20 protein-coding genes are annotated in these 24,186 nt (G+C 54.2%); 3 read left to right on the forward strand and 17 right to left on the reverse strand.

Going from position 1 to position 24,186, the window contains the following annotated elements; genetic code table 11:
- Nucleotides 1–11: 11 nt before the first annotated feature.
- From OGW44_RS18815 to queA, 7 genes are all read right to left on the reverse strand, one after another.
- Nucleotides 12–704: a helix-turn-helix transcriptional regulator gene (locus OGW44_RS18815; protein WP_049270178.1), complete on the reverse strand. Its 693-nt coding sequence runs from the start codon at nt 702–704 to the stop codon at nt 12–14.
- A 23-nt stretch (nt 705–727) separates the two neighbouring features.
- Nucleotides 728–1,093 carry a VOC family protein gene (locus OGW44_RS18820; RefSeq protein WP_016152028.1) on the reverse strand — a complete coding sequence of 122 codons (366 nt, stop codon included), beginning with the start codon at nt 1,091–1,093 and terminating at the stop codon, nt 728–730.
- A gap of 169 nt (nt 1,094–1,262) precedes the next feature.
- Nucleotides 1,263–2,234, reverse strand: coding sequence for a protein translocase subunit SecF (gene secF / locus OGW44_RS18825; protein ID WP_003021550.1), 972 nt, complete (start codon nt 2,232–2,234; stop codon nt 1,263–1,265).
- Nucleotides 2,235–2,244: 10 nt separating this feature from the next.
- Nucleotides 2,245–4,092, reverse strand: a complete 1,848-nt coding sequence (gene secD, locus OGW44_RS18830) for a protein translocase subunit SecD (protein ID WP_003021547.1) — start codon at nt 4,090–4,092, stop codon at nt 2,245–2,247.
- A 27-nt stretch (nt 4,093–4,119) separates the two neighbouring features.
- On the reverse strand, nt 4,120–4,452 hold the full coding sequence (gene yajC / locus OGW44_RS18835; RefSeq protein ID WP_003021544.1) for a preprotein translocase subunit YajC: 333 nt from the start codon (nt 4,450–4,452) through the stop codon (nt 4,120–4,122).
- Between the two features lie 22 nt (nt 4,453–4,474).
- Nucleotides 4,475–5,602: a tRNA guanosine(34) transglycosylase Tgt gene (gene tgt, locus OGW44_RS18840; RefSeq protein ID WP_003021535.1), complete on the reverse strand. Its 1,128-nt coding sequence runs from the start codon at nt 5,600–5,602 to the stop codon at nt 4,475–4,477.
- 55 nt (nt 5,603–5,657) lie between these two features.
- Nucleotides 5,658–6,728, reverse strand: a complete 1,071-nt coding sequence (gene queA / locus OGW44_RS18845) for a tRNA preQ1(34) S-adenosylmethionine ribosyltransferase-isomerase QueA (RefSeq protein WP_003021529.1) — start codon at nt 6,726–6,728, stop codon at nt 5,658–5,660.
- 217 nt (nt 6,729–6,945) lie between these two features.
- On the opposite strand from queA, the gene acpH reads away from it, so the two are divergent.
- Together acpH and OGW44_RS18855 are read left to right on the forward strand one after the other, a co-directional pair.
- A complete protein-coding gene (gene acpH / locus OGW44_RS18850) occupies nt 6,946–7,527 on the forward strand; it encodes an ACP phosphodiesterase (RefSeq protein WP_016155851.1) in 582 nt (193 codons plus the stop codon).
- Between the two features lie 168 nt (nt 7,528–7,695).
- The gene (locus OGW44_RS18855; RefSeq protein WP_003021524.1) at nt 7,696–8,298 is read left to right on the forward strand and encodes a peroxiredoxin; all 603 of its coding nucleotides are present in this window, start codon (nt 7,696–7,698) and stop codon (nt 8,296–8,298) included.
- A gap of 48 nt (nt 8,299–8,346) precedes the next feature.
- Here OGW44_RS18855 and OGW44_RS18860 read toward each other — a convergent pair whose 3' ends face one another.
- From OGW44_RS18860 to OGW44_RS18880, 5 genes are all read right to left on the reverse strand, one after another.
- Nucleotides 8,347–9,741: a DUF3999 domain-containing protein gene (locus OGW44_RS18860; protein WP_016155850.1), complete on the reverse strand. Its 1,395-nt coding sequence runs from the start codon at nt 9,739–9,741 to the stop codon at nt 8,347–8,349.
- Complete coding sequence (locus OGW44_RS18865) at nt 9,738–12,380, reverse strand: DUF2339 domain-containing protein (protein WP_185654219.1); 2,643 nt, start codon at nt 12,378–12,380, stop codon at nt 9,738–9,740. Before OGW44_RS18865 ends, OGW44_RS18860 begins: the two co-directional genes overlap by 4 nt.
- Nucleotides 12,381–12,516: 136 nt before the next feature.
- Nucleotides 12,517–14,385 (reverse strand): amidohydrolase, encoded by a 1,869-nt coding sequence (locus OGW44_RS18870; protein ID WP_016155848.1) that lies wholly within the window; start codon nt 14,383–14,385, stop codon nt 12,517–12,519.
- 21 nt (nt 14,386–14,406) lie between these two features.
- Nucleotides 14,407–14,952, reverse strand: coding sequence for an antibiotic biosynthesis monooxygenase (locus OGW44_RS18875; protein ID WP_016152022.1), 546 nt, complete (start codon nt 14,950–14,952; stop codon nt 14,407–14,409).
- A gap of 173 nt (nt 14,953–15,125) precedes the next feature.
- Entirely contained in the window at nt 15,126–15,767 is a 642-nt protein-coding gene (locus tag OGW44_RS18880) for a hydrolase (protein WP_047416914.1), read from the reverse strand.
- 273 nt (nt 15,768–16,040) lie between these two features.
- On the opposite strand from OGW44_RS18880, the gene OGW44_RS18885 reads away from it, so the two are divergent.
- Nucleotides 16,041–16,943: a LysR family transcriptional regulator gene (locus tag OGW44_RS18885; RefSeq protein WP_047357684.1), complete on the forward strand. Its 903-nt coding sequence runs from the start codon at nt 16,041–16,043 to the stop codon at nt 16,941–16,943.
- Here the strand turns inward: OGW44_RS18885 and malZ are convergent.
- From malZ to phoB, 5 genes are all read right to left on the reverse strand, one after another.
- Nucleotides 16,937–18,754 (reverse strand): maltodextrin glucosidase, encoded by a 1,818-nt coding sequence (gene malZ, locus OGW44_RS18890; protein ID WP_016152019.1) that lies wholly within the window; start codon nt 18,752–18,754, stop codon nt 16,937–16,939. The two genes, OGW44_RS18885 and malZ, sit on opposite strands and share 7 nt — an antisense overlap.
- A gap of 138 nt (nt 18,755–18,892) precedes the next feature.
- On the reverse strand, nt 18,893–20,266 hold the full coding sequence (gene proY, locus OGW44_RS18895) for a proline-specific permease ProY (protein WP_016152018.1): 1,374 nt from the start codon (nt 20,264–20,266) through the stop codon (nt 18,893–18,895).
- Between the two features lie 80 nt (nt 20,267–20,346).
- Nucleotides 20,347–21,666 carry a branched-chain amino acid transporter carrier protein BrnQ gene (brnQ, locus tag OGW44_RS18900; RefSeq protein WP_016152017.1) on the reverse strand — a complete coding sequence of 440 codons (1,320 nt, stop codon included), beginning with the start codon at nt 21,664–21,666 and terminating at the stop codon, nt 20,347–20,349.
- 405 nt (nt 21,667–22,071) lie between these two features.
- Entirely contained in the window at nt 22,072–23,367 is a 1,296-nt protein-coding gene (phoR, locus tag OGW44_RS18905) for a phosphate regulon sensor histidine kinase PhoR (protein ID WP_016155846.1), read from the reverse strand.
- A gap of 50 nt (nt 23,368–23,417) precedes the next feature.
- Nucleotides 23,418–24,107 (reverse strand): phosphate response regulator transcription factor PhoB, encoded by a 690-nt coding sequence (phoB, locus tag OGW44_RS18910; protein WP_003021496.1) that lies wholly within the window; start codon nt 24,105–24,107, stop codon nt 23,418–23,420.
- Nucleotides 24,108–24,186 lie beyond the last annotated feature (79 nt).

Here is a 24,186-nt window from a genome sequence, read left to right on the forward strand (position 1 = left end):
CGCTGGCTTTTTTATGGCTGATCTTCACAGCGTACTTTACGTAAAAAGTCACTCAGCGAGCGATCCGCAGATTCACGAAAATGCCTGTCGAGCGGCGTGATCTTCAGACACCGATCAACGCGAAAGCAGCGATAATCGTTACGTTTCTCGCACCAGGCAACCAGCAACCAGTGCTCACCCCAGAAAAATAGCCCCAGCGGCTGAACGTCGCGCCAGGAGAGATTCCCGGACTCGTCGCGATAATGCAGCGCCAACACATGCTGCGCCGAAACCGCGCGATGTATGAGATCAAAAGCACTGCGTGAATGCGGCTGATTGCCAAAATCTGGCGCGAAAACCCGCGTTTGCTCGGCTCTGCGCCGACACTCTGGCGGCAATATCGCCAGCACTTTTTCCTGCGCGGATTCCAGCGCCTGTGAGAGTGAATCCCCGCCCCATGTTTTCAGCAAACGAATCGCTACCATTAACGCTTCTGATTCGCGATGCGTTAACATCAACGGCGGCAGATCAAACCCCGCCATTAAGCGGTATCCACTGCCCACTTCTCCTTCAATAGGCACGCCGGATAAAGAGAGATCGCGGATATCGCGATAAATCGTCCGTTCAGAAACCTCAAGACGTTCTGCCAGCAGCGCCGCCGTTGTCACTCGCCTGCCACGCAGGATTTGTACAATCTGAAACAAGCGGTCGGCGCGTCTGGTCATTTTAATCCTCAGTCCTGAAAATATTACGCGGGTTGATGTAAACCAACACGATTGCCTTCGCTGTCAGTAAACAGCGCAATAGTGCCAATATCCTGCCCCAGTTCGAGCGGACCAAACACGCACTGACCGCCAGCGGTGGCGACGCGTTTAAGCGTTGCAGCCAAATCATCCGTATGCAGATAAATAATAGCGCCCTGCGCTGAAGGCGTAATACCGTCAAATTTAGCCAGCGCCCCGCCGGGAGCGGGATCCTGATGTGGAAATACGGCCAGCTCCGCGCTGTCCATATTCTCACGACGCAAAGAAACCTGCATCACTGGCTCATAAAAAGCAATGGCGCGCTCCATTTGTGCCACGGGGATTTCAAACCAGCTAATTACGTTATTCATACTTCCTCCTGCCTGTGTGGGTAATCTCAGAAGGACTATAAGACAGGGCTACTGACAGCATACTGTCAGTAGTATGGCGACCGGATAAGATAATGGACTGCTAGCAAATCGCAGGCAAAAAAAATCCCGACCTTGTGATCGGGATTCCAGTATCTTCACTCTTAATAGTTTAAGGCAGAATTGACGGTTGATCCGCCCCTTCTTTCTCAACCTTCTGCTGCAGCATGTGCTCACGCTTCATACCCAGCTTCAGCGCCAGCGCCGATGCTACGTAGATAGAAGATGCAGTACCGATGGAAACACCGATCAGCATCGTCAGCGAGAAGCCTTCCAGTACCGGACCACCGAACAGGAACAGCATCAGAATAACCATCAACGTCGTACCGGACGTAATCAACGTACGGTGCAGCGTCTGAGTCAATGACACGTTAAAGATTTCGTAAGGCGTACCGCGACGAATTTTGCGGAAGTTTTCACGAATACGGTCAGATACGACGATACTGTCGTTCAGCGAGTAACCGATTACCGACATCAACGATGCGACGATAGTCAGATCAATCTCGATATGGAACAACGACAGGATCCCAAGTGTGATAATCACGTCGTGCGCCAGAGCGATAACTACCCCTGCCGCCAGTCGCCACTCAAAGCGGAAACCGACGTACACCAGGATGGATATTAACGCCGCCATCAGCGCCATTGCACCGGTTTGCGCCAGGTCTGCACCCACGCTCGGACCCACGAATTCAATTCGTTTCACCGCGGCGTTTTGGTTGGTGGATTCGTTAATCACACTCAACACTTTGCTGCCCAGTACCTGACCGCCGTCTGCGCCTTCAGTTGGCGGCATACGCACCATAATGTCGTGGCTGCTGCCGAAGTTCTGCAGAAGCGGATCAACAAAGCCCGCTTTCTCCAGCGCATCGCGCATCACGTCCATATCGGCCGGTTTTTCCAGCGTGATTTCAATTACCGTACCACCGGTGAAATCGAGACCCCAGTTAAACCCGCGTACGCCCATCACCACGATGGCCGCAATCAGCAGGAAACCTGAAATGCCGAAAGCCCAGTAGTCCCAGCGCATAAAGTCCCAGACTTTACGGCCGTGGTTCAATTGTTCAACAGTATATTCCTGTGCCACTTCGCACTCCTCAGATTGACAGCTTTTTGACGCGCTTGCCGCCATACAACAGGTTTACGATGGCACGTGTACCGACAATCGCGGTAAACATCGACGTCGCCACACCAATACCGGTAGTAATCGCGAACCCTTTAATTGCCCCGGTGCCAACTGCGTACAGGATAATGACCTTAATCAGCGTCGTAATGTTCGCATCAAAGATGGAGCTAAATGCACCCGCATAACCTTCATTGATGGCCTGCTGCACCGAACGCCCGTTACTCAACTCTTCTTTGATACGTTCGTTAATCAGTACGTTCGCATCGACCGCGACGGCAAGGGTTAAGACGATCCCCGCAATCCCCGGCATACTCAGCGTAGCGCCCGGCAGCAGCGACATAATACCGACAATCAGTACCAGGTTAGCAATCAGCGCACTGGTCGCGATCAGACCGAACTTCTTATAGAAGAAGATCATGAACAGGATAGACACCACCAGACCGGCCAGACACGCTTCCAGACCCTGTTTAATGTTCTGCATACCCAGGGTAGGACCGATGGTACGTTCTTCAACAATCTGAATCGGCGCAATCAACGCACCGGCACGTAACAGCAGAGAAAGCTGACGCGCTTCGTTCGGGTTGTTAATACCGGTGATACGGAAGCTGTTGCCCAGGCGAGACTGGATGTTGGCGATGTTAATCACCTCTTCCTGTTTCACCAGCACTGCGCGACCGTTGGCATCTTTTTTACCGCTGTCTTTGTACTCCACGAACAGGGTCGCCATCGGCTTACCGATGTTGTCCTTGGTGAAGTTGGACATGATGTTACCACCCGCGCTATCCAGCGAGATGTTAACCTGCGGCTGATTGTATTCGTCCTGGCTGGAAGTGGAGTCGGTGATATGATCACCGGTCAGGATCACGCGTTTGTACAGCACAACCGGCTGACCTTCACGAGACTGTTTCACTTCCGAATCACCCGGTACACGCCCGGATGCCGCAGCAGACTGGTCAACGTTGGTGTTCACCAGACGGAATTCCAGCGTCGCGGTAGCGCCCAGAATTTCTTTCGCACGCGCGGTATCCTGAATGCCTGGCAGTTCGACCACAATGCGGTCAGCACCCTGACGTTGGACCACCGGCTCAGCAACACCCAGTTGGTTAACACGATTACGCAGAATGTTGATGTTCTGCTGTACCGCGTACTCACGGGCTTCGCTCAGGCGCGCATCGGTCATCACCGCACGCAGAGCATTGCTGCCCTGGCTGGAAATAACCAGATCCTGGTGACGCTTGCTCAGGTAAGAGATAGCTTCATCACGGGCGCTGCTATCACGGAAGGTGATGCTCAGACCGTAGTTATCTTCTTTGCGAACGGTAGTATAAGGAATGCCTTTTTCACGCAGATCGCTGCGCAGGCTATCGATATTTTGTTCCTGCAACTTACTCAGCGCGGTGTCCATATCCACTTCCATCAGGAAGTGAACGCCGCCACGCAGGTCAAGACCGAGTTTCATCGGTTCTGCGTGAATGGCTGCCAGCCAGCGTGGAGTTGCCGGTGCAAGGTTAAGCGCCACGACGTATTGATCGCCCAATACGCCCATTAACACTTCACGTGCGCGCAGTTGGGTATCAGTGGAGTCGAAGCGCGCAAGAATAGCACCCTCTTCCAGAGCCACAGACTTAGGTGTGATTTTATCTTCTTGTAACGTTTTCTGGACCTGGATCAGCGTTTGCTCACTGGCGGCGGCACCGCGCACGCCAGTGATTTGAACAGCCGGATCCTCACCATACAGGTTGGGAAGCGCATAGAGCAGACCGACGACAATAACGACGATCAGCATGACATACTTCCACAAAGGATAACGGTTTAACACGGCAGTTCCCTTTGGGAAAACAATAAATTACAGCGCCTTCATGGTGCCTTTCGGCAGAACGGCAGCTACGAAATCACGTTTAATAACCACTTCAGTGGTGTCGTTCAGCGCGATAGCGATGTAGCCAGATTCTGCTACTTTGGTCACGCGACCCACCAGACCACCGTTAGTCAGCACTTCATCGCCTTTCGCAATGGAGTTCATCAGATTTTTGTGTTCTTTGGTGCGCTTTTGCTGCGGGCGCAGGATCATGAAGTAGAAAATCAGACCAAACACCACCAGCATCAGAATCAGAGACATCGGGCTGCCCTGCGCCGGAGCACCTGTTGCCGCTACCGCATCAGAAATAAAAAAGCTCATTCAAATTCCCTCATTATTAAAATTAATCAACGTTCACAGGTGGAACTGGTCTACCCTGACGTTGGTAAAAATCGGTCACGAAGCTCTCTAATTTACCCTCTTCAATAGCCTTGCGTAAACCCGCCATCAAACGCTGGTAGTAGCGAAGGTTATGAATCGTGTTGAGTCGCGCGCCCAATATTTCGTTGCAACGGTCGAGATGATGCAAGTAAGCGCGCGAATAATTGCGACAGGTGTAGCAATCACACTCAGCATCGAGCGGACTGGTGTCGCTTTTATGTTTCGCGTTACGAATTTTTACCACGCCGTCAGTCACAAACAAATGACCATTACGGGCATTTCGCGTTGGCATCACGCAGTCAAACATATCGATACCGCGACGTACGCCTTCAACCAGATCTTCTGGTTTGCCGACGCCCATCAGGTAACGAGGTTTATCTGCCGGAATCTGTGGGCATACATGCTCCAGGATGCGGTGCATATCTTCCTTCGGCTCACCGACAGCCAAACCGCCGACAGCGTAGCCATCAAAACCGATGTCTACCAGACCTTTAACGGAGATATCACGTAAATCTTCGTAAACACTGCCCTGAATGATGCCAAAAAGCGCATTTTTGTTGCCGAGGCTATCAAAACGATCCCGACTGCGCTTCGCCCAACGCAGAGACATCTCCATCGAGCGTTTAGCATAGTCCCAGTCGGCCGGATACGGTGTACATTCGTCGAAGATCATGACGATATCGGAACCGAGATCGTATTGAATCTCCATCGACTTCTCGGGATCGAGGAAAATCGGATCGCCGTTGATTGGGTTACGGAAATGCACGCCCTGCTCGGTAATCTTACGGATATCACCCAGGCTGAAAACCTGGAAGCCGCCGGAATCGGTGAGGATTGGCCCTTTCCACTGCATAAAATCGTGCAGATCGCCATGCAGTTTCATGATTTCCTGCCCCGGGCGCAGCCACAGGTGGAAGGTGTTACCGAGGATAATCTGCGCGCCAGTTGCTTCAACTTCTTCCGGCGTCATGCCTTTCACGGTGCCGTAAGTACCGACCGGCATAAAAGCAGGTGTTTCTACTACGCCACGATCAAAAACCAGGCGGCCGCGGCGAGCGCGACCGTCTGTGGTATCCAGTTCAAATTTCATCTTAACTCCTGCGTCAGAAAAACAGTCCGACGTTTTAAATACTCATATCGCGGATTTATTCCCCGACACGCTCAGAAATAGCCTGCGGATTGTACGTGATAAACATCGCATCACCGTAACTAAAAAAGCGATATTCCGCTTTTACCGCTTCATGATAGGCGTGCATGGTGTTTTTATAACCAGCAAACGCGGAAACCAGCATGATCAGCGTTGATTCCGGCAGGTGGAAGTTGGTTACCAGGGCATCAATCACCTGATATTTATAGCCAGGATAAATGAATATTTGCGTATCGCCGAAAAACGGCTCGATAAGGTCGTTTTTGGCCGCCTGCGCCGCGCTTTCCAGTGAACGTACGGAGGTGGTGCCCACCGCAATCACGCGGTTGCCGCGCGCTTTCGCCGCCAGCACAGCATCAACGACATCCTGCGGCACTTCCGCATATTCGGAGTGCATGATGTGATCTTCGATGGTGTCTACGCGCACCGGCTGGAAAGTCCCCGCGCCCACGTGCAGCGTGACGAACGCCATTTCAATGCCTTTATCGCGCAGCTTAGCCAGCAGCGGATCGTCAAAGTGCAGACCCGCAGTCGGCGCGGCGACCGCACCCGGTTTTTCGCTATACACGGTCTGATACAGCTCGCGATCGGCATCTTCATCCGGACGGTCAATATACGGTGGCAGCGGCATATGGCCGATGGCGTTAAGGATATCCAGCACGCTGCGCTCGTCGTTAAACTCGACTTCAAACAGCGCGTCATGGCGTGCCACCATCGTTGCTTTAATACTTTCGTCGTCGCCCAGCAGCAGCTCGGCCCCCGGCTTTGGCGCTTTCGAGGCGCGAATATGCGCCAGAATACGTTTGTCATCCAACATACGCTCGACCAGCACTTCGATCTTGCCGCCGCTGGCTTTACGGCCAAACAGACGCGCCGGAATAACGCGGGTGTTGTTAAAGACCAGCAAATCGCCAGGGTTGAGCTTATCGAGCAAATCGGTGAAAGTACCGTGCGTCAGCGCGCCCGTCGGCCCGTCCAAAGACAGCAAGCGGCAACTACTGCGCTCAGCTTGCGGATAGTGGGCAATCAGGGATTCGGGTAGTTCAAAGGTGAAATCGGTAACGCGCATGACACTGACTCAGACTAAAATAAGAGGCGGGTAGTCTAGTGCCGGGGCGTCCTCCCTGCAACCTTTACCCCTCAAGTTAAAAGACATAATCTATACACAAAATCATTCAAGATGCATCGAGGCGGCAACTGAATGAGTCCCCGGGAGCTTACTCAAGTAAGTGACAGGGGTGAGAGAAGGCAGCCAACAAAGAGGCAGTTTGAAGGATGAAGTGGATATGAATTTTCTTGCACATTTGCATCTGGCTCACCTTGCCGACAGCTCGCTTTCCGGCAATTTGTTGGCCGACTTTGTCCGGGGCAATCCGGAAACGCACTTTTCGCCTGACGTGGTAGAAGGCATCTTCATGCACCGTCGTATCGACGTGATGACCGATAACCTGCCGCAGGTGCGTGAAGCCAAAGAGTGGTTTCGCAGCGAAACGCGCCGTGTCGCGCCAATTACGCTGGACGTAATGTGGGATCATTTTCTGTCGCGCCACTGGTCGGAAATATCCCCCGACTTCCCGCTGGCGGACTTTGTGCGCTATGCTCGCACCCAGGTGACCACTATTTTGCCTGAATCGCCACCGCGCTTTATCAATTTAAACAACTATATATGGTCAGAGAAATGGCTTGAGCGCTATCGGGACATGGATTTTATCCAGAACGTCCTGAATGGCATGGCCAGCCGCCGCCCACGACTCGATGCCCTGCGTGACTCATGGTATGACCTGGATACGCATTACGATGCGTTAGAGGAACGATTCTGGCAGTTTTATCCGCAAATGATGGAACAGGCGCAGCGTAAAACCCTTTGACTACAGCCCGTATTAGCCGCCGGATAAGCAGTAGCCGCCATCCGGCAAAAGATTGATAGACAAAACCTGTCTCATTGATTGCCAGCGCCTCTTTGTCTTATTCCCGAACACTCTCTATACTGGCCCGCGTTGCGTTCCAAAAACCCCTTAACATTGCAGGAGAATTATATGGTACTGGTAACTCGTCAGGCTCCGGATTTCACAGCAGCTGCGGTACTGGGTAGCGGTGAGATCGTTGAAAACTTCAACTTCAAACAGCATACCAACGGTAAAACTACCGTTCTGTTCTTCTGGCCGATGGACTTCACCTTCGTTTGCCCGTCTGAACTGATCGCTTTCGACAAACGTTACGAAGAATTCCAGAAGCGCGGCGTGGAAGTTGTTGGCGTTTCCTTCGACTCTGAATTTGTCCACAACGCATGGCGTAACACCCCTGTCGACAAAGGCGGCATCGGTGCAGTGAAATACGCAATGGTTGCTGACATCAAACGCGAAATCCAGAAAGCCTACGGCATCGAGCACCCGGAAGCGGGCGTTGCTCTGCGCGGTTCTTTCCTGATCGACGCTAACGGCGTTGTTCGCCACCAGGTGGTTAACGATCTGCCGCTGGGTCGTAACATCGACGAAATGCTGCGCATGGTTGACGCGCTGCAGTTCCACGAAGAGCACGGCGACGTTTGCCCGGCACAGTGGGAAAAAGGTAAAGAAGGTATGAACGCGTCTCCGGACGGCGTGGCAAAATACCTGACCGAGAACGTTTCCAGCCTGTAATTGGCATGAATCGTAAGAGGCCCGCAAATGCGGGCCTTTTTTATTGGTCTATGTCGGATTATCCTTTTTCACTTCACGCCAGATTCGCCACGCCATAAGCGCCAGTACGGCGACCCCAAGAATTAACGCCCCCCACACCAACAGCGTTTTCCACTGGCTTTGTTGCTCAGCTACTGACGTTGCCGTCAATCGCGCTTCACCACCAAGCGCCACGCTCTCCTGAAGAGTCGCCCACGGTAGATAATCTATCTCCTGCGATTTACGCAGCGACGCCGGGATCAGCATATCGAGACCAACATCAGCCTTTTTCGCCGCCCGGTTTCCCCACGCCAGCATATAAGGCCCTTTGCCCTGCGTATTAAACACCAGTTGATAACTGTCGCGCATGCCGCTCAACTCAGGCAGCCTCTCTGGCAACCGGGCGTTAATGGTCGTCATCCGGACGGCCTCAACCAACTGACCGGAAAGATGAATATCTTCCGCACTCCTCCAGTCCAGATTGTAAAGCATGGTTTTTGTCAGCGGCTGCCAGGGCTCTTTTTCAGCGCTGCGCCAGGCCAGTTCCACCGGTAAAACACCTTCACTTTCCAGATCGATGCGAAGCGAGGTCAGCGGCTGGGGCTGCGCCCATCGCCAGACGGCTTCGTCATCCGAAACCTTATTCCCCTGGGCTTCAATCACGATACGCTCGGATTCCGGCTCGCTGCTGGCCGCTATCGCGCTCACGCTGTTTAACGTCAGCGCCGGACTTTGCGAGTCGAGGATCACCAGCAGGTAGCGAGTCGCCTCCACAGAGAGCGTGAGGCTGGCGCTGATGGTGTCCATTTTCAGGCGATCGTTATCACGCGTCAGATCCATTAACGGCGCATCTTCCTGCACGGGTCGCCAGTAGCGCAAATCACTGCTTGCATAAACCGAGGCTTTCCCCTGCCAGTTGCCCGCCTGCGAGTCCCAGTTCAGGCGTAACTGCGCCAGTGAAAAGGCATCTTTCGTCTCTTCCGGGAGCGTCAGTAAATAGCTCTGGCCGAGCGCTTTGACATCATCACTTTGCAAATGAATTTCAATGCCGCTCTTCGAACGTAAAACAATAGCGTCTCCGCCTCGTTGCCCCTCCTCACGCGGCGCAACCGGTGACATATCAAGCGGGAAAAAACGCAGCGCCACTGCCTCTGGCGTAACGGGCTGGGTTTTCTGCGCCACCAGAGTAAACGGCACCGTCTCCCCCAGATGGTTAAAGACCCGGACATCGCGCAAATCCGCCCAGGCGGTACCCGGATACACCGCCGGAGGTAGCGAAACGCGATACCACGGCGATGTGCCCGTAGTTTCCAGCGTCACCCCCGTTACGTAGTCCGCCGGAGACTCTTTCACTTCATCGCTGCTTACCGCCGCGCCTGTCGCGCCCAGCAGTACGCTGCATAACACCGCTTTCATCCATTTCATTTTTCTTCTCCAGCTTTGGGCGGTAATGGTGAAAAATACCCGATAATCAACACCAGAATGGCCACGCCGATAAACGCAACCGCGCGCGCCAGGCCGCCGCCTCCTGCGCTGTCCACCAGCATCAGTTTCACAATGACTATCCCCAACAATACCGCGCCACACAGCCATTCCCGACGCGAGCGGCGCCGGGTCGCCCGCAGCATCACCACCAATGCCGCCAGCATCCAGAACAGAGCAAAACAGGTTTGAATCAGCCGTGAATCCCATAGTGCGTCTACACGCCACGCAACCTCGCCATACCAGGACAATGCGCGCAGCAGCACACCATTGAGCCACCAAAAGCTGAGCGCCATCAGCGCCACAACCGGCCATGGGCGGCATACCGAAAGCTGCACCGGGAAATAGCGTTCAGACGCGCGATAAAACACCACCAAGCCCAGCAGGGCAAAAGCTGCGCCCTCTTCCTGCGGGTTGAGCAACGGCAGATAAGTCTGACGATAAACCACGCCATCTTGTAAATTCGTCAGCACGAGCAGACCGACCAGCACCAGCACAACGGGAACCATCGCCTGAACAGAATAGAGGGCCGGCCAGATGCGAAACGGCCAGATTTGTCGATGAACAGACTGATAAATCAGGAAAATAAGCAGCCCGCCAGCCGCCATCATCAGGCCGCTACCCCACGCAGCCCTTCCCCACGGCAGCCCCTGCGCGAACCAGAACAGTTCAACCGCGAGCGCCAGTAAAATCATCCAGAAGAACGATAAATGCGCCAGTCTGGAAAGCATTGGCGGTAATATTTGTGCATCACGCCAGAGCAGCGCTACCGCAACAATTAGCGCCGCGCACCAGGCCAGATTCGGCCAGCCCGCCGCAAAAATCTGCTGTACAGCGATCTGATACATCAGCATCACCAGCATCATCGGCCACAGCAGCCATTTACTGGCATCCAGCTCCCGCCACGCCAGGCGACCCGCGATACTTCGCCAGCCCCAGCTCGATACCGCCATTAATGCCAGCACGCCAGACAGTACCCACCGCTCCTGTTTCAGAACGAGTTGCGATGCCGCAACGAGCGCAACAATCCAGAAAACCAAACCACCAGCGAGTAGCGCCCAACTGCCCGGCATCCAAATGTTGCGCCATAGCCAAGCAGCAACCAGCCAACTGAGGCTGAGCACGGCAAAAATCAGCATGACTGAGAGCGCGGTTGTTCCGTTCGCCAGCGCCCATAGCGCGCTGCCCACGGCCAGCACGAGCAGCGCCGAACCGCTATAACTCATGCGTCGTTGCTGTTGTTGCACGCCCAGCCAGAGGATCCCAAGCCCCTCCAGCGACCAGGCCATCGCCGTCCAACGGGCTGAAAGCGCCAACGGGATAGCAAGCGTGGTAAACGCACCACCGAGCGCCAGGGCGGACAATACCAGAGGTCTCCCCAGAGAAGAGGAACGGCGCAACGCAAACTTTGCTAACACCAGATAGAAACCACCGTAACCCAGCGCACTAAGCGCCGGACCATAAGCCATATGCCGGGTAATGGCATACTGCATTCCAAAACCGATCAGCGGTGGGGCAAACAGCAGTACGCCGTCAATAATCTGTTTGCCTTTTTCCTGCGCCCGGAGCGACAACGCCACGCTCAGCACGCCAAAAATAATCGTGTTGGCGATCAGGAACAGTTGGCAACTCAGGTAATACTCTGGTCGATAGCCCTCTAGGCCCCATACCCCGCCAACGCCGAAGGTGAACAGCAGGCCAAGCAGATTAAGCTCCCGCCAGTGCTGCCAAATGCTGATGGCGAGAATGCCGACCGAGAGCAGAAGATAGAATGAGAAGAGCGCGACATGACTGCCGCCGCCGGTGGAAAGCAACAGCGGCGCGAGATAACCGCCAAGACTTGCCAGCATCGCCAGGCTGAGCGCCTTTTGCAGAATAGCCAGCCCCACACTCGCCGCACAAATCGCCACCAGCAGCGCAAATGCCAGCGTCATTGGCAGCATTTGCCACAGCCGGAACGCGCCAAACACGGTGAGATAGAGTGCTCCGGTAGCTCCCCCCTGTAATATCAGCGCATAGATCGGTTGCTTATGCCGCAGCCGCCAGCCCAACGCCAACAGCACAATAGCGAACAGCGCGGCCGCCACCAGACGCAGCTCCAGCGGAAACAGAGAATGTTCGACCGTATAACGCAGCAGGAAAGAAAGCCCCAAAAACAGGAGCAAAATACCGAGCTTTGCCAACGGGTTACCCTGCATAAACCAGCGCACCAGCGATGACATTACCCCGCCAAAAGCAGAAGGCCGCTCGACGTCGGGCGTAGATACCGCCGCATTATCCGGCTTCGGCTGTGAAACCCACGTGTTAACGGGCTCAGGCGGCGGCTCAGTTACTGGCTCCGGCGATACGCTGCTCATCGCAGCCGTTGGCGCATCGGCAGGAACAATATCTTTTGCTGCCGTTGGCTCAACGGCGCTGGTCTGCGCCACACCGCGCAGCTCCAGCTCCTCTACCCGACAGCGCAAGGCCATCAGCTCAGAACGTACAGCCGCACTGCGTCTGAATGCCACGATCGCGAGGCCGGGAACCACTACCAGCGCGAAGAATAATACAATGCAGCCAAGGGTTAGCAGCTCATCCATGTTTCCACCTTCACTGTATAAAGACAGACCAGAATGACACAAATTGTTGCAGTTGCGCCATATCGGTTAACACGATGAACCGCTTTTCAGAATAGACAATCAGCCCCTGGGTTTGGCCAGGGGCTGTGATGAGGGATTAAAACGCGAAGCAGGAGCAGCCAAGCGCGCCCCAGAAAGCCCGGTCATCTGACACCGGAATTGCCGATTTACGCGCTATATCATGCTGATGACCGTGTACGCCGCAGCTGCCGCAACACTGGTGCATCTGCACCATTGCGCCAATTTTCGCCGCAGCAGGCGGCGCTGAGCGATAGTGCCCCGGCACTTTTACCACCGGCGACCAGTCAGGTACAACCGGGATGGCCGGCGGCGCCAGCGGAGTGAAATGCCCGGCCGCATACACCACTTTGCCATCGACAATGGTCATTACCGACTCTATGCCTTTGATCTCCTCTTCCGGCACACTGAAGTAATCTTTAGACAGCACCACCAGGTCGGCCAGTTGGTCTTTCTCGATGCGCCCTTTCTTACCCTGTTCGCTGGAGAACCAGGCGCTACCGGCCGTCCACAATTCCAGCGCCACATCGCGCGGCAGGCGATTGTTATCATCGTACATCGCCATCCCTCCCACAGTACGGCCCGAAACCAGCCAGTAGAGCGCTGTCCACGGGTTGTAGCTGGCCACGCGGGTGGCATCAGTCCCCAGCCCTACCGGAACGTCAGCCGCCAGCATTTTCGCCACTGGCGGGGTATGTTTGACCGCATCTTTGCCGTAGCGATCGACAAAATATTCGCCCTGGAACGCCATACGGTGCTGAACAGCGATCCCGCCCCCCAGCGCTTTTACGCGCTCTATATTCCGTTCGGTAATCGTTTCAGCGTGATCGAAGAACCAGTGCAGGCCATTGAACGGGATATCGCGATTCACCTTCTCGAATACGTCGAGCATTCGGCTGATGGATTCATCGTAGGTGGCGTGCAGGCGGAACGGCCAGCGGTGCTCCACGAGGTGGCGCACCACGCGCTCCAGCTCATCTTCCATACCTTCCGGCAGATCCGGGCGTGGCTGGAGAAAGTCTTCAAAATCCGCGGCCGAGAAGACCAGCATTTCCCCTGCCCCATTGGCACGGTAGAAGTCGGTCCCCTGCCCTGGTTTGAGCATATCGGTCCAGCGCTCAAAGTCTTCCAGTTCCTGCTGCGGACGCTGGGTAAACAAGTTGTAGGCGATGCGCACCGTCATCTGTTTGTTGGCGTGTAGCTGCTCAATTATCTCGTAATCTTCCGGGTAGTTCTGAAAACCACCGCCTGCATCGATGGCGCTGGTCAGCCCGAGACGGTTCAGCTCGCGCATAAACTGCCGGGTCGAGTTGACCTGCATTTCCAGCGGCAGTTTTGGTCCTTTTGCCAGCGTCGAATAAAGGATCATGGCGTTGGGTTTGGCGATCAGCATCCCGGTTGGGTTACCGTTGCTATCACGCACAATCTCACCACCCGCCGGGTCCGGCGTCGCTTTGGTGTAGCCGACTGCTTTCAGTGCGGCACGGTTCAGCAAAGCTCTGTCGTAGAGGTGCAGAACAAAAACTGGGGTATCCGGGGCAGCTTCATTCAGTTCTTCGAGGGTTGGCATGCGACGTTCGGCAAACTGGAATTCGCTCCAGCCGCCCACCACGCGCACCCATTGCGGCGATGGCGTTCTGTCAGCCTGCTCTTTGAGCATGCGTAGCGCGTCCGCCAGCGACGGAACGCCTTCCCAACGCAATTCCAGGTTGTAATTCAGACCGCCGCGAATGAGGTGCAGGTGCGAATCGTTCAGGCCCGGGATCACCGTATGCCCTTGCAGATCGACAACCTGCGTCCCGTCGGTGGCAAAACTCATGATGCGATCGTGGCTACCGGTCGCCAGGATCTTACCATTGGCGATCGCCACCGCCTCGACCTGCGGGTTTTGTCTTTCGAGAGTATGAATTTTTCCGTGAGTCAGAATCAGTGTGGCAGTTTGAGACATAACAATCTCCTGAGAAACCGGTCAGGCTTTTTTCAGCCATCCGGCAAACAGACGGGTTACGATGGGCATCCAGAACCAGACCACCAGCGCAACCACACAGGCATCATTGATCAGATGCAGGAGTAACGAGCCCTTCATGGCAGGCAGCACAATGCCGGTCAACCACGGCACCAGATTGGTGCTGGGAAAAATCACCAGCAGAGTTATCAGAAACTGTTTCCAGCGCCTGGGCTGACGTACATGGGGCGCGGGCGGTGTAAACCAGAACGCTGCTTCGGTGCGGATTTCAGTTTTATCCCCTTCCGCCAGCAGCGGGGCAATCTCTTCGACCAGCACGCGGCGCGTATCGGACTGGGTCCAGTTATACAGATGCTCAAGCGTGTCGAAGCGGATAATGATGTTCCACAAATTGTTGCCATCTGCAGGACGAATCACATTCGCCCCAAGATGACCGGGAAACTCGGCCGCCACCGGCATGATTTTCCCCAGCCACTGCTCATACCGCTGCGCTTGTTCAGGCAGCAGGGTGTGGGAAATCACCAACGTCACATGTTTGTTCTGCGCCATAAAGGGTTCCTTGTGGAGAGGAAACAGGCCCGCTTAGGCCACGTAAGCAATACACAAAATCATTCATGGCGCATCGAAGCGGCAAGATTGTGTATCCCCGGAAGCTGACAAAGTGAGTGACCGGGGTACGCAAACGAAGCCTTCAAAGAGGCAACATGAAGGATGAGGTGTATTTAGGCTTTACGTTCCGGCGCGCCATGCACCATGGTGTAGGCGTAATCCACGCCCATACCGTAGGCGCCGCTGTGCTCACGTACCAGATCCATGACGGCGTCGTAGGTTTCTTTGCGGGACCAGTCGCGCTGGTACTCGAGAAGAACCTGTTGCCAGGTCACAGGTACGGCACCCGCCTGTACCATGCGGTCGATAGAACGCTCATGGGCATCCACGGACGTGCCGCCGGAAGTGTCAGTTACCACATAAACTTCGTAACCCGCTTCCAGCGCCATCAGCGCCGGGAAAGTCAGGCATACTTCGGTCCACAGCGCGGAGATAATCAATTTTTTACGCCCGGTCGCTGCCACGGCTTTCACAAACGCCGCATCTTCCCAGGAGTTCATCGAGGTGCGTTCAATTGGTTTAACATCAGGATGAACCGCTAACAATTCCGGCCAGATATAACCGCTAAAACTTTTCGTTTCCACAGAAGTATAAATCACCGGAACATTGAATATTTTCCCGGCCTTCGCTAATGCCACGGTATTATTTTTCAAAGTCTGGCGGTCAATATTCGCCACACCAAATGACATTTGCGGCTGATGATCAATAAAAATAAGCGTTGAGTTTTGAGGGTCAATCAGTTCCCGAATAGACATAGCACACCTTCTTAATCAATAAGTTAAAAGGCAACGGTCTGTATCTGCCGTCAGCAGCAGGATCCTGAATCAGAAAGCTTGTTGAGTATAGCGGGAAATTTCTAACGAGTTATTAAAGAAAACTTACCATCCAGTGAAACTATTAATTTTGTGTTGCGATATATCCTAAACAACATCAAAAAAATGCGCATGACTCATCTAATTTATTCACTGGCATTGTTTTTCTCCATTCGGTACAACAGAGGGGTTTAATTTTCAGGATATTTTCTGCTTATGCGCATCAATCTGGATGTTTTGCTAATTCTCGACGCACTTGATAAACAGGGTTCATTTGCCGCGGCGGCCGAATCGCTGTTTAAAACCCCTGCAGCACTCAGCTATATGATTCAAAAGCTGGAAAGTGATTTGAATATCGAGTTGCTTGACCGTTCCGGTCACCGGGCAAAATTTACCGACACCGGTCAGATGATGCTGGAAAAGGGACGTTTGCTGCTGAGTGCGGCAAAAGATCTCGAAAAGCAGGCGGTGCAGCTGAGTTCAGGCTGGGAAAAAGAGCTGGCGATTGCGCTGGACGACTCCTTCCCTTTCGCCTCGCTGTTGCCCATTATCGATGAATTTCACGCGCTGAATAAGCAAACCCGCCTTAACTTCACCCACCATACGCTGGCGGGCTCCTGGGAGGAGCTGACGCATAATGGAGCAGATATTATTTTGGGGGCGATTAATGAACCGCCTACGTCAGCGGCCTGGTCCTACAAAATGCTTGGCACGCTGGACAATGTGTTTGTCGTTGCGCCTGAGCATCCGCTGGCCGCAGCACCGGATGGCCTGACTAACGAACAGCTGTGCCTGCACCGGGCGATTGTCATTAGCGACAGCGCCCGCTTTTGTCATCCGTTACAAACCAATCTGATGGAGGAGCAGGCGCAGATTCGCGTTGATGATTTCCACAGTAAGGTGATGCTACTGCGGGCCGGCTTGGGCTGCGGATTTCTCCCCCGCCATATTGCTAACCCGTGGCTTGCCACGGGCGAGCTGGTGGAAAAAACGGTCATCTCATTTCGCCAAAAAGACGTGGCCTATATGGCCTGGCGCAATAACCGCGATGGATTAGCGCAGCGCTGGTGGCGGGAAACGCTGCTGGCAAGCCCGGATGTTACGCACTTATATCAATGACCCATCCACACCGAGGCGGAAATCGCCGGCAGCGTCAGGATATCCTCGGCAAGCACGCCTTTGCCCTCCTGGTGCTGCCATTGGCTGACGCTCAGTAATGGCGAGGCAGGCAGGACCACTTCACAGGCGTGGCCACGGTTAATCGCCACCAATACACGCTGGCGGTTTAGCACGCGTACAAACACCACCACGTTATCCTCGGCGTAAATCACCTGACAACCACCATGGCGCAGCGCCTGGCTCTGGTGGCGTAATGTTGCCAGCCGCTGATACAACGCCAGCAGGTTAGCGTCCTGTTTTTCAGGTTGCCACGGGAATGGTTTGCGACAAAACGGATCGTTGTTCCCATCCAGTCCCACTTCGTCACCGTAGTAAATACAGGGCACGCCAGGCCAGGTAAACAGCCACACCACCGCCAACGGTAAACGTGCGACGTCTTTACCGAGCAGAGATTTAAAACGGGCGGTATCGTGGCTGTCGAGCTGGTTGAACATCCGCAACTGCTGCTGATGCGACAAACCCGCGCGATAGTTATCCATCCACGCCATACAGGTCTGGGCGTCAATGAATTGCGGATCGTATGAGATATCGGTATTGGCGAGAAATCCCCATACAGGGAAGGTAAAACCGCGATAGTTCATGGCGGCATCTTCCGCGTCGGCCTGCAACCATTGGCGCGCGTCGCCAAAATGCTCGCCCACCACATATGCCTCTGACTGGGTCTCTTTCGCCGCCTGCGTAATTCCGGCCACGTGCTGCAGGTTGTTGTGCGCACCACCGGCCTCTCCCAGCATATGCACCACGTCAAGACGCCAGCCATCCATACTCCACGGCGCTTTCAGCCAGTGGCGAACGATGCTGTCTTCGCCGCGATAAATTTCATTCACCAGGCTTTCAGAGGAAAAGTCCAGCTTGGGCAGGCTGGAATACCCCAGCCAGTCGAGCGCGACGCCGTCGGCTGAGAAATGATACCAGTCGCGCCAGGGGGATTGCGGATTATGGCACGCGCCATCCGTTCCCCGATTATGTCGGTCAAACCAGGCGTGTGAATCGCCGCTATGGTTAAAAACACCGTCGAGAATCAGGCGCATCCCCTGCTGTTGGGTGGTGTGACGCAGGCGCAGCAGCGCCCTGTCGCCGCCAAACTGCGGATCAACATGACGGTAATCTTCGGTATCGTATTTATGCACGCTCGGCGCGGTAAATACCGGATTCAGGTACAGCGCCGTGACGCCTAACGTTTTCAGATACGGCAGCTTTTCGCTGATGCCGTCCAAATCGCCGCCATAAAACGTGGAGCCACCGGCCTGGGCCGTAAGCGGTTCATCCCACTCGCGCCGCACAATATCGTGTCCGGCAGCGTGGTGGTAATAGACGTTATCCTGAGTCGCTTCACGCGACTGGCTGCGGGCAAAACGGTCCGGGAAAATTTGGTAAAAAATCTGATCGGCGGCCCACTGCGGACCGTTATCCGGCACATCAACAGCAAACTGCTCCAGACGCGCAGGCGGAAAACGGCTGAATCCCTGCGGGGTAAACCACAGCTGACGATCGAGCCAAAGTAATTTAAAACTATAGCGTCGACGAGGCTGTCCGCTGGAGAGATCGATCGCCGCTCTCCACGCGGTCACGCCCGGTTGCGGCTGGCTGCGTTGCTTGTGCATACCCAGCGAAATCTCTTCGTTATCGTTTTCTGCGCGTAGCGTCACCCGCTGGGGTGGATTTTCCCCCGCCAGCCATAATGTAATCGTCAGTTGATCTTTGTTTTGCTTAACAAATGGGGCAACCGGAAGGTGCCAGGCGTTCAACATCACGTATCCCCTTTGATGATAATGACGTCACCTTGCCATAGCGAAGTGCAGGATCACTCATCATCTTAACGATTATTGGGGGAGGAGTGCGGGGGAGGAGAAAATTGCCGGGTAACATTAAGCTACCCGGCAAAAATATTACTGCGCTTCAGCCAGTTGGCGCTCGCGACGGCGCTTGAAAACCCAGCCGGCAAGCAGCAGGATAATCCACGCAAAACCGACGTATAGCGAAATGCGGGTATCCGGATGATAGCCGATAAGCGCGATGATAAAGACCAGGAAAATCAGGCCAATGACGGTCGTCACAACCCCACCCGGCACTTTAAATTTCAGCGCCTTAACCTCTTCCGGCGGCAGACGACGACGGAAGGCAATTTGTGACAGCAGGATCATAATCCACACCCATACCGTTGCGAAGGTCGCCAGAGAGGCGATCACCAGGAAGACGTTTTCCGGCATGATGTAGTTTAGATACACCGCAAACAGCAGCGCGATGGTCATCACCATCACCGTCACCCATGGCACGCCACGACGCGACGTCTTGGCGAACATTTTCGGCGCGCTGCCCTGCTCCGCCATACCGTGCAGCATACGCCCCACGCCAAAGACGTCAGAGTTGATGGCCGACAGCGACGCGGTCAGGACTACGAAGTTGAGGATCCCGGCGGCAAAGGTAATCCCCATATGCTGGAACGTCAGAACGAACGGGCTACCGTCAGTGCCGACCTGGTTCCACGGGTAAATAGACATGATGACGAACAGCGTCCCCACGTAAAACACGAGAATACGCATCGGTACGGAATTGATGGCGCGCGGAATAGATTTTTCCGGGTCTTTGGCTTCGCCAGCGGTAATCCCGATAATCTCAATCCCGCCGTAGGCGAACATCACCATTTGTAGCGACATCACCATGCCGAGCCAGCCGTTGCTGAAGAAACCGCCGTTGCTCCACAGATTATGGATACCGGTAGGCTGTCCGCCGTTACCAATCCCCCAAATGATGATGCCAAAACCGGCGACAATCATGATGATAATGGTGGCGACTTTAAAGAACGAGAACCAAAATTCCAGCTCGCCAAACACCTTCACGCTCATCAGATTGATGGCGCAGATAATCAATACCACGCTGAGTACCCAAATCCAGTGCGGTACGGCCGGGAACCAGACGCCCATGTAAATACCAAAGGCAGTAACATCGGCAATGGCGACAATCAGGATTTCAAAACAGTAGGTCCAGCCGGTTATGTAGCCTGCCAGCGGTCCAAGGTTTTCCTGCGCATAGCGCGAGAAGGAGCTGGCAGCAGGGTTATGAACGGACATTTCGCCCAGCGCGCGCATAATGATATACGCCGCTACGCCGCCGATAATATAGGCCAGCAACACGCTTGGCCCCGCCATTTTGATGGCATCGGCCGAGCCGTAGAACAGCCCGGTACCAATTGCTGAACCTAATGCCATAAAGCGAATGTGCCGGGTGCTCAGCCCACGCTTTAGCTTGTTATTACTTTCCATCGATTCCTAACCTGTTAACACAATAAAAAACCACGGGGCCATGTTAATAGCCCCGTGGTTAAAACTTATTGTCAGTGATATTAGTGTGCGCTGGAGGTCACTTGTCGACCCGCTGCACGATCCCAGATAACTGCCAGGACCACCATCACGACTGTTGGCATCAACCACGCCAGCCCCTGCTCCGCCAGCGGTAAACGCTGGGTCCAGGCCGGTAACACGTCGCCAATTGCAGAAGCTTTAATGCCATCAAGGATACCAAAAATCAGGCTGATAAACATCGCAGGTGCAATGACGCGGGAAGAATTATGCCACCATGAGCGGGTAAAACTTAATACAACCAGTGCGATACATGGCGGATAGATAGCCGTCAGCACCGGAATAGAGATCTGAATCAGATGGCTCAGCCCCAGGTTAGAGACCACCATCGAGAAGCCGCCGAGGATAAATACCAGCGTACGATAAGACAGTGGAACGTACTGGGCAAAGAACTCTGCGCACGCGCAGGTCAGGCCAACAGCGGTGACCAGACAGGCGATGAAAATCAACGCCGCCAGCAGGAAGCTCCCTGCGCCACCAAAGGTGTGCTGAACATACGCATGCAGAATTGCCGCGCCGTTAGCAGATTGATCGACCAGAATTGCGCTATCTGAACCCAGACGGAACAGCGCGAGATACAGCAGCGTTAAGCCCACACCCGCCATCAAACCCGCCCAAACGGTATAACGGGTCAGCAGACGCGCTTCAGTAACGCCACGCGAGCGAGCGGCGTTGACGATAACAATACCAAATACCATCGCGCCCAGCGTATCCATGGTCAGATACCCGTTCACGAAGCCATTAGAAAACGCCGCAGTTTGATAGGCTTCCATCGCATTGCTGATCGGGCCTGCTGGCCAGACGATTGCGGCGACAGACAGGACCACCAGCGCCAGGATTTTCAGCGGAGCCAGGAAATTACCAACCGTATCCAGCAGTTTGCCCGGATACAGCGAAACCAGAATCACAATCGCGAAATAGACCACGCTGTAGATAAGCAGTGGCAGCGCGGAGTCACCGGTCAGCGGTGCAATCCCGACTTCGAAAGAGACCGTCGCGGTACGCGGCGTAGCAAATAACGGTCCAACAGCCAGGTAGCACACGGTCGCCAGCAGCAAACCAGCGACTTTACCGATAGGCGTGCTCAGTCGGTCCACACCACCACCGACTTTCGCCAGCGCGACAACGGTAAGTACCGGCAGGCCAACGGCGGTAATCAAAAAGCCAAAAGCCGCAGTCCAGACGTGTTCACCTGCCTGCAAACCAACCATTGGGGGGAAGATGATGTTACCTGCACCAACGAACAGTGCAAATGTCATAAATCCCAAAGCGATAATATCGCGCGATTTTAACTGATGGGTCATAAAGTCTTACTGCCTGTGGATGTGGTGTTGAAAATAATAAATTTTTGCCTTTCCCTAGGGGACAATACAGCGGCATTTTTGCTCAATTCCAGCGGGAAACACTCCCAGACTGGCGCGGTGGAGAATAGTTTTTCGATTTACCGCGTAAATGCAGTCGGTATGACAGCACCTGGAGCGCAATTTAAACGCTTATAACGTTTTAAAGCAAGGTGGGATCCAAAAACCAGAACAATATAGCGATATGAAAAATGGGGTTAGCACAAAACACCATTTCATGGAAAAAGGTATGGGTAATAGTTCGAACAAAAAACAACCAAACGTCGTAAAATTCAGGATGGTTATATTGACCGCATAGAAAAAGCCAGCTTGCGCTGGCTTTTGGAAAGATTATCTTACGAATGCGCCTTAACCGTTAATTTTGGCAATTAAACGTTCCGGGATCACGAAACTAAATCGCGTCCCAACGCCTGGTTCGCTTTCGATATTCAAGCGACTGTCGTGATGATGCAGCGCATGCTTAACGATGGCCAGACCAAGTCCGCTGCCGCCCGTTTGCCGCGATCGCGCCTTATCCACACGATAAAAACGTTCGGTTAAGCGTGGAAGATGCTCGGCGGCAATGCCTGGACCGTTGTCTTCCACGCAAAACTCCGCCCCCGACGCCACATGCTGCCAGCGTACGGTAATGTGCGTTCCCGCTGGCGTATGGTTCACCGCGTTGTAGACGAGATTCGAGATAGCGCTACGCAACTGCTCCTCGTTACCCCGCACATTCAGGCTGTTATCAACATCAAAGGTAAACGTATGTTTTTGCTGGCTCAGCGTTTGCGCTTCGTGTTCGAGCACGCGCAGCATCATGGGCACATCGACCTTCTCATTCAGCAGTAGCGTCGGCGCAGCCTCAATTTTTGACAGCGTCAGCAGCTGTTTCACCAGCCCTTCCATGCGATACGTTTGTTCACGCATGGTATGCAGCGCTTTTTCACGCGTCGTCCCTTCCAGCGGATGCTCCTGCATCATTTCCAGGTACCCTTGTAACACCGTCAGAGGCGTACGCAGTTCATGGCTGGCGTTGGCGAAAAAGTTACGTCGTGAACCTTCCAGTTGATGCATCTGGGTAACGTCGCGCGCCACCATCAGCAGTTGCTTATCGGTATAGGGCATCACGCGAATTTCCAGATGCCGTCCGGTATTGAGTACCAGATTGATCGGTCGGCTAAAATCGCGCGTTTTCAGATATTGTGTAAATTCCGGGTAGCGCAACAGGTTAAGAATATTTTGCCCGCTATCGTCCGGCCAGCGCAGTCCCAGAACCTGCTGGGCCAGTCCGTTACACCAGAAGATACCGCCTTCTTCAGTGGTCAGCACCACCGCGTCGGGTAGCGATTCCGCCCCGCTGCGAAAACGTTTAATCAGATTACCCAGTTCACGACGGCGCTTTTTGTTGCGCAGTTGCATTTGATGCAGCCCGTACAGCAACGGCTCCCAACTGCCTCGCCCCGGCGGCGGCGTCATGCTTCTGTCGACCCATAGCCACCAGGACAAACGTAATAAATTCCAGAAATGCCAGATAAGCAGGCCCGTTACCGACGCCAGTAAAAACCAGGGCAGGTAACCGAAAAAAGCGCTAAGGATAAATGCCGGTATGCAGCACAGGATCAGCTCCAGTACCAACCTTTTCCATGACAATCGTTCTAGCAAACGTCTTACTCCCTATACGGCCTAATCCTTCAGGCCCTGATTCTTGTCAGTCAGAAGCGGGTTGAAAAACGATATCCCGTCCCGCGAACCGTCTGCACCATACGATCGTGTCCGCTGTGCTCCAGCGCCTTACGTAAGCGGCGGATGTGCACATCCACTGTCCGGTCTTCCACGTACACATTGGTTCCCCAGACATGATTAAGGAGTTGCTCGCGACTGTAGACACGCTCGGGATGAGTCATAAAGAAGTGCAACAGTTTGAATTCGGTCGGCCCCATATCCAGCGGATCCTCGCCGGTCATCACGCGATGCGAGGTGGGATCAAGGCTTAGCCCCTGCATTTCTATAACCTCTTCCACCGCCATCGGTGAAATACGACGCAGAACTGCTTTAATACGCGCCACCAGCTCCTTGGGAGAAAAAGGCTTGGTAATATAGTCATCCGCGCCGGTTTCCAGCCCCCGGACGCGATCTTCCTCTTCCCCCCTCGCCGTCAGCATCATCACCGGGATATCCCGCGTCATCGCTTCGCGCTTGAGATGTTTAATAAACTGTAGACCCGAGCCGCCTGGAAGCATCCAGTCAAGCAGGACGAGATCCGGCCAGGGTTCATTAAGTTGGTTCACAGCACTGTCATAGTCTTCGGCTTCAACGGGTTGAAATCCGTTTTGCTCGAGCACGAAGCAGACCATTTCACGAATTGGAGCTTCATCTTCTACGACCAGAATACGTCTCGCCATGATTTGCCCTGTTTGTAATTAAATCGTTTGCCATCAATACAGTGCCATTATGCGTCAGTTTTATGACAGATTTATGAAA

Source organism: Citrobacter sp. Cb023, assembly GCF_030336805.1.
Taxonomy (GTDB): Bacteria; Pseudomonadota; Gammaproteobacteria; order Enterobacterales; family Enterobacteriaceae; genus Citrobacter; species Citrobacter braakii.